This window comes from Enterococcus pseudoavium NBRC 100491 (assembly GCF_001544295.1).
Lineage (GTDB): Bacteria > Bacillota > Bacilli > Lactobacillales > Enterococcaceae > Enterococcus_A > Enterococcus_A pseudoavium.
This window is the reverse complement of record NZ_BCQF01000041.1, coordinates 1-12433: the sequence shown is the minus strand read 5'-3', so window position 1 is coordinate 12433 and position 12433 is coordinate 1. Positions and strand designations below refer to the sequence as shown.

Annotated in this window: 13 protein-coding genes; 11 read left to right on the top strand and 2 right to left on the bottom strand. The window is 40.3% G+C overall.

Annotation, left to right across the window (positions count from 1 at the left end; genetic code table 11):
* The coding region (locus EP1_RS12700; protein ID WP_067628098.1) for a VOC family protein at nt 1–719 on the top strand (719 nt) is incomplete at its 5' end.
* Nucleotides 720–774: 55 nt separating this feature from the next.
* On the opposite strand, the gene EP1_RS12695 is transcribed toward EP1_RS12700, so the two are convergent.
* Nucleotides 775–1230, bottom strand: a complete 456-nt coding sequence (locus tag EP1_RS12695; protein ID WP_067628095.1) for a DUF1801 domain-containing protein — start codon at nt 1228–1230, stop codon at nt 775–777.
* Nucleotides 1231–1353: 123 nt separating this feature from the next.
* On the opposite strand from EP1_RS12695, the gene EP1_RS12690 reads away from it, so the two are divergent.
* The 6 genes from EP1_RS12690 to EP1_RS12665 all read left to right on the top strand — a co-directional run bounded on the left by EP1_RS12690 (nt 1354) and on the right by EP1_RS12665 (nt 7772).
* Entirely contained in the window at nt 1354–1686 is a 333-nt protein-coding gene (locus EP1_RS12690; protein WP_067628092.1) for a hypothetical protein, read from the top strand.
* A gap of 147 nt (nt 1687–1833) precedes the next feature.
* Entirely contained in the window at nt 1834–2859 is a 1026-nt protein-coding gene (locus tag EP1_RS12685) for an LLM class flavin-dependent oxidoreductase (RefSeq protein ID WP_067628087.1), read from the top strand.
* Between the two features lie 327 nt (nt 2860–3186).
* Entirely contained in the window at nt 3187–4005 is an 819-nt protein-coding gene (locus EP1_RS12680; RefSeq protein WP_067628083.1) for a PRD domain-containing protein, read from the top strand.
* Nucleotides 4006–4108: 103 nt separating this feature from the next.
* Nucleotides 4109–5962 (top strand): glucose PTS transporter subunit IIA, encoded by a 1854-nt coding sequence (locus EP1_RS12675; RefSeq protein ID WP_067628080.1) that lies wholly within the window; start codon nt 4109–4111, stop codon nt 5960–5962.
* Between the two features lies 1 nt (nt 5963).
* Nucleotides 5964–6746, top strand: coding sequence for a ChbG/HpnK family deacetylase (locus EP1_RS12670; RefSeq protein ID WP_067628077.1), 783 nt, complete (start codon nt 5964–5966; stop codon nt 6744–6746).
* A gap of 183 nt (nt 6747–6929) precedes the next feature.
* Nucleotides 6930–7772, top strand: coding sequence for an aldo/keto reductase (locus tag EP1_RS12665; RefSeq protein WP_067628074.1), 843 nt, complete (start codon nt 6930–6932; stop codon nt 7770–7772).
* A 78-nt stretch (nt 7773–7850) separates the two neighbouring features.
* Here EP1_RS12665 and EP1_RS12660 read toward each other — a convergent pair whose 3' ends face one another.
* A complete protein-coding gene (locus EP1_RS12660; protein ID WP_067628071.1) occupies nt 7851–8999 on the bottom strand; it encodes a CapA family protein in 1149 nt (382 codons plus the stop codon).
* Nucleotides 9000–9381: 382 nt separating this feature from the next.
* Between EP1_RS12660 and wecB the strand changes: the two genes are divergently transcribed.
* The 4 genes from wecB to EP1_RS12645 form a co-directional block, all read left to right on the top strand.
* Nucleotides 9382–10515, top strand: coding sequence for a non-hydrolyzing UDP-N-acetylglucosamine 2-epimerase (gene wecB / locus EP1_RS12655; protein WP_067628068.1), 1134 nt, complete (start codon nt 9382–9384; stop codon nt 10513–10515).
* 14 nt (nt 10516–10529) lie between these two features.
* Entirely contained in the window at nt 10530–11396 is an 867-nt protein-coding gene (locus EP1_RS12650; protein WP_067628066.1) for a hypothetical protein, read from the top strand.
* Nucleotides 11397–11410: 14 nt separating this feature from the next.
* On the top strand, nt 11411–11551 hold the full coding sequence (locus EP1_RS13570; protein ID WP_167540764.1) for a hypothetical protein: 141 nt from the start codon (nt 11411–11413) through the stop codon (nt 11549–11551).
* On the top strand, nt 11551–12433 hold an 883-nt coding region (locus EP1_RS12645; RefSeq protein ID WP_067628062.1), incomplete at its 3' end, for a glycosyltransferase family 2 protein. The genes EP1_RS13570 and EP1_RS12645, both read left to right, overlap by 1 nt.

Here is a 12433-nt window from a genome sequence, read left to right as displayed (position 1 = left end):
ACTTTTTTATTGTGCCACATCTTGGACAGCGTTATGAGCAGCAAAATTTTATCTCAACGATTGGTCTGAAGCTGCCTCAAAATAGTTTGAAATATTGGCAAGAACGCTTAAATCACTATTCGGTCGACTATACTGTAAGTGATCGGCAATTACGGTTTTCTGATCCTGATCAAGTAGAAGTTATTTTGACTGAGACCGATTTGTCGCCACTAGCTCCCGATCATCAAGTCAAAAATGAGATCCCAGCCGCTAAACAAATTTTAGGCTTGAATTCCAGTCAGATTCATGTGGCCGATCCTAAAGCTACCAGTACTTTTTTTGAGACTTTTTTAGGCTGGAAAACACTTAACCAACGAATTCAATTAAATGCGACGGAATTTATAGACATCCTACCAACTGAATCAACGGAACCAAGTCGGATGGGACGCGGCAGTGCCGATCATATCGCTTTTGCCATCAAAGATGATGCTGCGTTAGAAGAGCTTTATCAACGAGCAGAAACACAAGGCTGGCAGATCGAAAAAATGGTTTCTCGCGGTTACTTCAAGAGTCTCTACATTCGTGAACCCGGCGGTAATCGAATGGAGTTCGCTACGCTGACTCCAGGCTTTACCATTGATGAACCACTAGAATCACTAGGTGAACACTTTGCCCTACCACCCTTCTTAGCAGATCAGCGAGCAGCGATTGAAGCGAATATTTATCCTGCGACAAAATAATTCATGCGCAAGCAATCAAAGGTTTTTCTTTGATTGCTTGCGCATTTCTACTACTTTAATGCGGTGTTCGTTTAGCGACGTAACGTTTGTACTGCTCCAGCCAATCTTCTGCACTAATTTTTTCGGCTAATTCCCCCAACAACTCATAGGGAATTTTTTTAGGATTGGTTAGCCGGATACAGCTTTTCCCCATATTCAATTTGGTCGGCATCACTTGTTGGTACTCCTTTTGAAACCAGTCCAACAGCTCCGGATTTCCCATCAAGCCCATATGATAGAGTGATAAATGTCTTTTTTGCGCCGCTAAACTAATAAATGGAACCCCTTCATCTTTTCGTCCCAAATAGCCGTCTGGAAAAACTTCCAGCGGAACGACAAAAGTGGGCATCTCATACTGCCAAACCAACTCAAAGCCGGCAGGAATATGCTCCTGAAGTGTATTCAGTAATTTAAGATAAGCGGTCTGCCACTTCGGGTCCATTTCACGAAGATAATTATCTAATTCTTGCATTGGTAGCTCCCCTCACTAACTAGTTAAAAATTTTCACATGCAAAAGAGGCCTTTCTTTGCAGATTTACTTGAATTTAAGTATAACTGAAAGAGAGGAAAACCAGTAGAAAGGAAGTTTTAACCATGTATTCATTAGTTCCCGAAAATATGTATGAAGTCGAACAAAAACTAAATTATTTCAAGGAAAAAGGCCAAGAGATTACCGAGGAAGAAATCATTCGGCAAGCGGTACTAGATAATGCTCAACAAATCCTAGATGGTGATTTAGAAGGTCCGTATTGGAAAGTAAAATGGCAGTCAGAAAATCAGACGCTTGCCATTTTTGACATTATGAACAAAGAAGTCGGTATGGTCGCTAGCCTGTCTGGTTCGTTTACTGAAGATTTTCGAACTAGCGCGGCGAATGTGATCCGCCAGCTAGCAGAAGAGATTCAAAAGATTGTGAATGAGAATTAGAAAAACGCCTTTTTTATTCAACAATTCCTCTGAAAAATTTCAGCATCTCCGAGAACAATTATTCGCTTTTTAAAAAAGAAAAGTGTAGAATCAGCTTAACTTATTAAAAGTAAGTAAATTTTGATAGCTTTAAGGAGGTTATTCATCATGAAAAAAATTGGTTTTTTAAGCTTCGGTCACTGGATGGAACAGGGCTCTTTAGTTAAAACAGCCCAAGATGCTTATTTGCAATCGATTGAGCTAGCCATTGAAGCAGAAAAAATTGGGATCGACGGCGCTTATTATCGCGTCCATCATTTTGCTGATCAAATCGGTTCCCCATTCCCATTACTTTCAGCAATCGGTGCTAAAACTAGTAAGATCGAAATCGGGACTGGTCTAATTGATATGCGCTACGAAAATCCTTATATGATGGCAGAAAATGCTGGCTTAACAGATATCATTACGCAAGGACGGGTGGAATTAGGTGTCGGTCGTGGTTCACCGGAACAAGTACTTGATGGTTGGAAATATTTTGGCTATGACTACAGCGAAGAAGAAATTAAGGATATTACACGCGAACGAACATTGGAATTTTTGAAATTATTGGAAGGTGAGCGTTTCGCTGAACAAAACCCACAACCAATGTTCCCACAAGCTCCCGGAAAATTACGTTTGGAACCTTATTCAGAAGGCTTACGTCAACGAATCTGGTGGGGGGCTGGTTCAACTCAAACTGCCGTCTGGGCAGCTCAACACGGAATGAACTTGCAATCATCAACTTTGGTGAACTATGAAACCAATGAACCCTTCCATGTACAACAAGCCAAACAATTACGGGCTTATAAAGAAGCCTGGAAAGCCGCTGGACACGATTTTGAACCGCGTACCTTAGTCACACGATCGATTCAACCAATCACGACTGACTTTGATCGCCAATTATTTGGTCATCAAGGCGATGATGCTAATTACGATCAAGTTGGTTTCTTAGCTTACCATCAAAACCCAACCATCTTCGGAAAAACTTTTGCTGGTGAACCAGACAAAATCGTTCAAGAATTAGCTGAAGATGAAGCGATCAAAGAAGCCGATACAGTATTAGTAACGATCCCCAACACTTTAGGCGTTGAATACAATATGCATCTATTGGAAACAATCGTTAAAGATATCGCTCCTGAGCTAGGTTGGCGTTAATCGTTAAATCATGCTGGCTTAGATTGTAGACCAAGTCCCATTTCCGACTTAGGTCTACAATCTTTTTTTCTATAATAAAGCATTCCATTAGTAGGATGAGGAAAAATAATCACTGTTTCGGATTCTTGCTTGAAACAGATTTTCAAATTCAGTCAAATCCTAACAAAACGGTTACATTTTTTATTTGACATTTTGATTTGCTGTCGTTATTATAGGCTTAGATAGGCGTGTCACTGGTTCGACCAGGCATCAACCAACAGCTAATAGACTGCAGAGGCAGTTTGTTAATGTTGGCTTTTTTTATTCTCTAAGTTAGGAGGTGACAAGATGGAGGTTTTTAAAGGGATCAATAATAATTTTGCCTTAGCCAAACGGAATGGCAAAGAAGTCATTGTAGCTCAAAATGGCATCGGTTTTGGAAAATTTCCAAAACAAGTGGCGGAAAATGACGTCGAAAAAGTCTATGAATTGAATGATTTTGCTTTACAAGGCATCGACTTTACACAGTTTTCACCTGAAGTTATGAATTACTCCCATAAAATCGTTCAAGAAGCAGAGAAAAAACTGAACCTGCCTACAACAGATCTGTTATTTCTAAATATTGCCGATCACACCAACTATATGGTTCAACGTTTGAAACAAGGGATTTCCTTAAGCGCCCCCTTTCGTGTGGAGATTGAAAAATTCTTTCCGAAAGAATTCGCACTAGGAAATTGGGCAGTGAATTATTTAGCGGAAGAAACCGGCTTGGAGATTCCACGGCAGGAAGCTCACGCATACGCCTTACACTTGATCAACAGTCAAGCCAATTTAGGTGAGCGCGCTAAGATTGATCCCTACATCAAGATCGTTAGTGATATCAACAATATTATTACCTATCATTTTCGCAAAGAATTTCCGGAAGATTCCTTTTACTATTTGCGTTTTGTCACCCATTTAAAATATTTTATCGCACGGAAACTCAATCATGAGACGACAGAGTACCGGAAAAGCGACCTGTATCAAACACTACAAAAAGAATACCCCTTTGAAGCACAAGCAGTGAAAAAAATCGAAAAGTATCTAACGGAGTCTTATCATTGGGTCTTAGATGAAGAAGATTTGCTTTATCTATTGATCCACATAAAAAAAATAAGTGAGATTTGAGTGTCACTGGTTCGACCAGGCATAACCAAAGAAACTTATCTTCCTACAAGGAGATAGTGTTTTTTTGGTTTTTTTTATTCACTAAATTTAGGAGGAATTATAAATGAATGATCAAGAAAGAGCCAAAGCGATTTTACAAGGAGTCGGCGGTAAAGAAAATGTTTCTTCTCTGACCCATTGCGCGACCCGTTTGCGTTTTTCATTAAAAACCGGAGAAAAAGTTCAAGCTAATGAGATCCAAGATATCCCAGGTGTCATCCAATTTGTCGAATCTGGCGGACAGCATCAAGTAGTCATCGGGAGCGATGTCGCTGATGTCTATGATGAAGTCGTGAAATTATTACCTGACACTGAACCAACCGAGACACCCAAAAAGGAAAAACAAAAATGGTATGATGAATTTTTTGCGACGATATCTGCCATTTTCACGCCATATATCGGTGTTTTAGCTGCTGCTGGGGTTTTGAAGGGCTTTTTGATCCCGCTTTCGCTATATAATATTTTACCTGTAGAAAATACACTTTATCAGATTTTAGCGGTGCTCTCTTCAGGCGTCTTTACCTTATTACCTTTATTCATCGCAGTGACAGCTGCTGAGCGCTTCAAGACCAATCGCTTTATCGCACTAGCTTTAGCCGCTGCGATGATTTATCCCTTGACGGACGCTGCCATTCCTGACAGTGGTCTGCTATTCGGTTTAACGATTGGCTTTAAAGGCTATGGCGGCGCAGTAGTACCAACAATTTTAGCGATTTGGGCACAAAGTTATGTGGAACGTTGGGTTAAAAAAATCTTACCAAAAGTAACCCATACCGTTTTCGTTCCCTTCTTTACCTTGATCCTTACAGGAATCGCTGTTTTTACTGTCATCGGACCTTTAGGTAATGGAGTAGCGGCTTTGATCGGTCAAGGCTATTTTACGATGTACGATTTCAGTCCCGTCTTAGCTGGTGCATTGCTAGCGGGCTTGTTCCAACTACTAGTTATGGTGGGATTACACTGGGGAATTTTACCGATCGCTTTGATCAATATTCAAAATACCGGGACCGATACGATTTTACCGATTGGTTCAAATGGTGTCTATGGTCAATTTGGTGCGGTAGTCGGTGCATGGTTGTTCTTACGTAAAGGTAAAGACAAAGAAATCGCCGCTTCTTCTGCGTTATCAGGCTTTTTTGGAATCACTGAACCTGCGATTTATGGGATCAACTTAAAATATAAAATGCCCTTTATCATTGGTTCCGTAGCAGCTGCCGTTGGTGGAGGGATCAGCGGATTTTTCCAAACCAAGGCATATTCTTTCACTCCAGTTGCTAATATCTTTACCGCTTCAATGTACGTGGGGCCAGGTAATAACTTTGCGGCACAAATGTTAGCCAATGGTGTTTCATTTGTCTTGGCACTAGTAGGAACGGCCCTATGGATGCGGAATTTGCTGAAAAAAGAAACTGTCTCAGCTGATGTCCCCCAAACGGTTGTCCCTACTGTTAGTAAATCAGTTATAACAGCTGACGCTTCAGCCGTAGTATCCCCATTAAAAGGCCAGCTGTTGCCAATCGCTGAGATTAACGATCCCGTCTTTTCATCAAAAAGCATGGGGGAAGGTTTTGCAATCCACCCCAGCGACGGAACGGTTTATGCGCCGGTCACTGGAGTAGTCGAATTAATCGCACAAGCAAAACACGCCATTGGTTTTACCGCCGATGATGGCAAACAAATTTTAGTTCATATCGGCTTAAATACAGTAGAATTAGAGGGAAAAGGATTTTCTTGGACGATCGCTCAAGGTGATTCTGTTCAAGCTGGGCAAGTAATCGGACAAGTCGATTTCAGCCAATTAGTTGATTACGATACGACCACTGCCGTGATTCTAACCAATACCTTTGACTATTCAGAAGTCACGGTGGATTTAACTAGCCCTGATCAATTAATCCAAGTAAAGAAAGCAGGAAATTAACGTGCGAAAATTTATTTTAAATGCCGATGATTTAGGCTTGTCAGAAGCCATCAATTTAGGGATCGCCAAAAGTATTCGAGATGGCTTAGTGAACAGCACATCATTAATGGTCAATCTGCCGGAAGCCTCAGCCGGTGTCCAATTGGTCCAAGCAATTGATCCCGATTTTGAAATCAATTTACACATCAACTTTACTTTAGGCCAACCGGTTTCTAAAGACACGCAAGCAATTGCCAGTTTACTCACAGAAAATGGCGAATTTTTATCTTCCAGTCATTATAAAAATGGCGGAACTTTACGCTTTGACTATCAAGAAATCAAAAAGGAAATGGAAGCGCAAATTTTGCGCTTCCAAGAATTATTAGGCTATTTACCTGTTCATATGGAAACTCATTCCGTCGGCGATGAAGCTGTCGGTCAGGCATTGTATGAGCTAGCCAAAAAATATGGGATTCATGCCAATCTGTTTTATGGGTATCAACCACCTAAAGAATTGCCCTATCAAGCAGCGCAAATTCCCGATTTTAGCAAATTAATGACGGTCTTGAATCGCGGTACGACTTTAGCTGATTTTTCAGAAGACCATTTTGGTTATCAAAACTTAGCCGAAGAAATCGTGGTCGAATTGCATCTACATCCTGGATTTATCGATCAATACCTGCTAGACCACAGCAGCCTTACCTTGCCACGTTGCAAAGACCTGGTAACACTCACCTCCGCTGAGTTAAAAGACTGGTTCGCCAAAACCGATAATCAGATCGTTAATTTTTCTAGTTTACGCTAAATCGTTTTGTACAGGAAAAAAATACCTCTCTGCGCGGCTAAAACAGTTTTAGTAATCGCCTAGTCTTTAGCCCCTAGAGATTTTTCAAGTTACGAATAAAAGCGGAGGAATAGGCAAAATCATTACACTTTGGTCATTCTAGCGTTATACTAGTCTGTATAACAATACTAGGAGGTTTGCTTCATGGAACAGTTAAAATTGAATAACGGTCAAATGATTCCGCAACTGGGACTAGGGGTATTTAAAATGGAAGACCCTGAAGAATTAAAGCGTTCAGTAGCAGCCGCATTGCAAAATGGCTATCGTCATTTTGATACCGCAACGATCTATCATAACGAAAGCCTGTTAGGCGAAGCACTAGCTGAAAGTGATGTGAAACGGGAAGACTTATTCATTACGTCAAAAGTCTGGAACAATAATACCACTTATGATGACACCATCAATGCTTTCCATGAATCATTGAAACAATTAAAAACAGATTATTTGGATCTGTATTTGATCCATTGGCCAAGTGAGGGTTATAACGAAAAATGGCGGGCCATGGAAAGTTTATACAATGACGGTTTGATCAAAGCCATCGGCGTCTCAAACTTTGAACAGCCCCATTTAGAAAAATTATTGGCTACGGCAAAAGTGAAACCGGCCGTTGATCAGCTGGAAACTCATCCTTATTTCCAACAAAAAGAATTGCATGCCTTCTTGAAAGACTTAGGTATTGCCCATGAAGCTTGGGGCCCGCTGGGTCAAGGAAAAAGCAATGTCTTACAAGATCCTGTGCTAGTTAAAATTGCTGAAGCCCACAACAAGAGTGTCGCTCAAGTCATTCTGCGCTGGCATTTGCAACGCGACATCATTGTGATCCCCAAATCGGTTCATCCGGAACGAATCGCCCAAAATATTGATGTCTTCGACTTTAACTTGACCGCGGAAGAAATGGCACTGATTGCTACAATCGACCAAAAACAACGCGGTTCCGGTGATCCTAATGATGAAGCGTTTCTAAAATCATCCATGAGCCGGGTTTAATTCGTAAATCATTCCTTGAAAAAAAAGCAGCGGCCTTTCTGGCCAGCTGCTTTTTTTAGTTATATTTCAAGTGATAAATTAATAAACAAGTTTTACTCTATCGTTCATGATCTGATTTGTTCGCTCAATGAAATACTCGCGGGATAAATCTTGGCCTTGGTTAACGTGAATCATATGTTGATTGGCCAATTCATCTGTATAATCCTTTAAGGCATACGTCTTATAAGTTTGATAATTATCACCAATATAAGTAATCGTTGGTAAAAACTCGACTTTTTCAAATTTCAGCGCTTTTTTTCTTTTATCGTAATCGATCGTCCAGCGTCCCAGCCCGCCAAGCATTCGATCATTTTCTGCCTGAGAGGAAATAAAATTTCCTAAAGAATACATCACTAACGTCTGATTCCCCGTTTCCCCAGTCAAATAGTCCATCGGCTGAATTACATGTGGATGACCGCCCACGATGACATCCACTCCCGCATCACTTAATAGCTGAGCCAGCCGCTCTTGTTCTTGATTCGGTACAAACTGATACTCTTCGCCCCAATGCATACTAACGATTTGAATATCACTTTGTTTATTTAAAGCTTTCAGATCGGCTTTGATTTGATCCTCGTCGATTAGATTAACTAAATAATCTTTTCCTTCCGGTAGCGTAAGGCCATTTAAGCCATAGGTATAGGAAATTAAACCGACTTTTACCCCTTTGATTTTTTTGATCTTCAGCCGTTTAACTTCCGCTGATTGCTGCGAACCAGTCACAGTGATATCAGGATATTTAGCCAAATAATCTAACTGTTTAACGATCCCGTCCTCGCCTCTATCAAAGGTATGATTACTGGCTGCCGATAACCAATTAAATCCCGCGGTGTGTAATGAATCCAATACTTGCGTTGGCCCATTAAAAGCCGGATAACCTGACAGACCCAATTCTTCCCCCGCACAAATCGTCTCCAAATTGATGTAAGCCAGATCGCGATCTTGATTCAAATACCTTGTAGGTTCATACATCTCATCAAAGCGATAACTGCCATCCGACTGTTGGAGATGCTCATAAATATAATCATGAATCAAATTATCCCCAACAGCAGAAAAATTAAGCTTCACTGTCGAATCATTTTGCGTCACGGCTTCTTTGGCATCCTCTGCTTTAGAACTACTCGTCTTAGCACTGCAACCGCTTAAAATCAACAGTAGCAACAAACTTATTTTTACTATTTTCTTCACCCGTTAACTCCTCTTCCTTCAGTTTTTACCCTAACATCCTATAATACCCAACAAACATTTGACTTGCACTTCAACTTCACTCTTCATAAAATAGTTTACGTTATTTCAATGGATATAGGAATAGCCATTTCAACTAAAAAGCTCAGATTTAAATTGACCAGTGAACTAGCGGAGGGCCCATCGGAAAATCTAGTAGCTGATAGCGTTTACTTGTTTGCAAAAACCATATTTGACTTATTTTTACAAGAAAAATTAAATCGGAAACCATCTTCTAGTATAATTATTTTTAATTCATTCATTCCGGTGATATACTTGATAAGCTTTGATTTTGGATACAAACTGTTACCTATAAAATATTTAGCCCTTTAAGGAGGTAAATAAATTGAAAAAGAAAATCTTTTTAGTCTTTGGTACCCGACCTGAAGCGATCAAGATGGCACCCTTAGCTAAACAACTAGCTTCAGATGAACGTTTTTCTACCAAAGTCATCGTCACCGGTCAACACCGAGAAATGCTTGATCAAGTACTACAATCCTTTTCGATTATTCCTGATTATGACTTGAACATTATGCATCAAGGCCAAACATTAAGCGACATTACTAGCCGTGTTTTAGAAAAACTCACAGCGATTCTAGTAAAGGACCGGCCAGATATTTTATTGGTCCACGGTGATACAACCACCACCTTTTCAGCCGCTCTGGCAGCTTTTTATCAACAAATTCCCATTGGCCATGTGGAAGCCGGCTTACGTACTTGGAATAAATACTCGCCATTTCCCGAGGAATTGAACCGACAATTGACGGATGATCTAACTGAGCTTTATTTTGCGCCCACACCGCAAAGTAAAGACAATTTGATTAAAGAAAATCACCCTGCGCAACACATTTACATTACGGGAAATACGGCGATTGATGCCATGAAAAAGACTGTTCGCCCAGACTATGAAATCCCTGCGGCAATTTCAAAAAAACAAAAACGGATTGTCTTAGTCACCATGCATCGTCGTGAGAATTTAGGCGAGCCAATGCACTCCGTTTTCAAAGCCATCAAACAAGCTGCTGTTGATTATCCAGACACGCAATTTATTTTTCCGATGCATAAAAACCCGACCGTTCGAAAAGCCGCACAAGAACTACTAGGTGCGTTAGACAATGTTTCTTTGATTGAGCCGTTGGATGTAGTTGATTTCCATAATTATGCAAAACAAAGCTATTTGATTTTAACTGACTCTGGCGGTGTACAAGAAGAAGCTCCTTCTTTAGGCGTTCCTGTTTTGGTCTTACGCGATCAGACAGAACGACCAGAGGGCGTTGCTGCCGGAACTTTACGTCTAGTTGGGACAGATCAACAAACTGTCTACAGCGCTATAAAGGAGCTCTTTGATAATCCGAACTCCTATGAAAAAATGGCAAGAGCGAATAATCCTTACGGTGATGGAAAAGCTAGCGAACGAATTGCCGCAGCAATCGCCCACTATTTTCAATTAGGGGAACGGCCACAAGATTTCAGTCAGTAAGGAGGACAAAGGCTATGAAATATTTACGCCGCATTCACATCGAATGGATAGCTCTTTTACTAGCTATCATCTTTTTGATTCAAAACTTTATCTTAAATACACAATTAGGAGCCGTCTCCGTTTTGAGTATCTCCTTGTTAGCCTTCTTAGGATTACTAGTCGGTTATTTGAGTAATACGATTACCGTAGCTATTTTTTCTATGCTAGTGATGGCTACGGGAACCTTTCTGCTGTATTATACGCCGATCATCATGCCTAGCGCAGAAAAAATTTACTTGATTGTGGTCATCCCAATCTTTGCCGTTCTAGGTTTGATTGCTAAAAGTAGTGTGACTTCCAGTCAACGCGTGAATACTTTTAAACCCCGGATGCGCAAGTATTTAGCTACCCTAGATGACTCCACGGGACTTTATAATAAAGCCGAATTTGAAAATCGTTTTGAAAAGTTTAAATGTACCATGAATTTGTATACTAACACGGGACGCGGGCTGATTGTCTCTTTTTATACGGTCGATTTCATTGAACAACTAAGGTATCAAAATGACCTAGCTACCGATCAATTATTATCAGATCTGTCACAGGAACTAAGCGATATTCGCTTGCCGGAAGAAGACCAATTCTATTTAGGCAATGGGACCTTCGTTGTCATATCGCCGATTTATCAATCTGGAAATAGCATCGAATTTATCCAACAGCTAAACGGAGTGACTAAGACACAATTATCACTACTCCCCTTTAAAAATTATGAACACATTCAAGACACGGTCATTCGTTTTGGTGAAATTATAATTGAAGGACCTACAGAAATGACAGCTGAACAAGTAATCAGTCGGGTGAAACGGCGGTCCGAAGCCGATTTGACAGATGAATATATCTTATAGAGAGGAGATCACTAATGAACCAACTACTCCTTTACTTCTTTGAAGCAAGTAAAATTATCACGGGGATCTTTTTTGTTGCCGCCCTCATTCTATTTATCTGTCTGGTCATTATTAAAGATCGGATTTGGCGTTACTTTAGGAGGCGAGATTACTAATGAGTGCCATTTTATTAATAATAGGAATTGTCTCTATCTGGGTATCTTTACTAATTACCTTGATAATCTTATTCGGAGCCGTTTATTTTTTATTTAAAAATATTAAACCACCCAAAAGATATCTAGATCCACTTTCTTCGTATCCATTGATTACGATTGTTGTTCCTGCTCATAACGAAGAGCTCGTTATTCAAGATACCGTCACAGCTATCTTGAAAATGAATTATCCGCGAGATAAGATGGAGATTCTAGTCTTTGCGGATAACTGTGAGGATGCTACTTATGATCGCGTCCACACTCTTTTTCAGCGACCTGAATATAATGGTTACTATTTGACTAAAGTCATTGATCGAAAAGGAACGGGTGGCAAAGCTGGTGTTTTAAACGACTCGTTAAAGATTGCTCATGGTGAGTATCTATGTGTCTATGATGCTGATGCGATGCCTGAGCAAAATGCGCTTTATTTTTTAGTCGAAAAAGTTCTGGAAGATCCCGAACGCTACGCCGCGGTCTTTGGCAGAAATAAGACGCGAAATTATAAACGGAATTTCTTAACCCGCTGTATTAACTTAGAGATCATAACTAGTCAACGGATTATTCATACAGGATTGTGGCAGCTTTTTAAAATCGGTCAGATTCCTGGAACCAACTTTATTATTCAAACCGAATTGATTCGTGAAATGGGTGGTTGGGATGACGGTGCGCTGACTGAGGATACTGCTTTGAGTTTTCGGATTATGAAAATTGGTAAGTTAGTGGCCCTTGCGTCAAAAGCCGAAGCGTTCCAACAAGAACCAGAAACATTATCGGTTTATTATCGCCAAAGAAAACGCTGGGCGAAGGGAAATTATGAAGTAATCATTAACAATCTAAAAGATATCT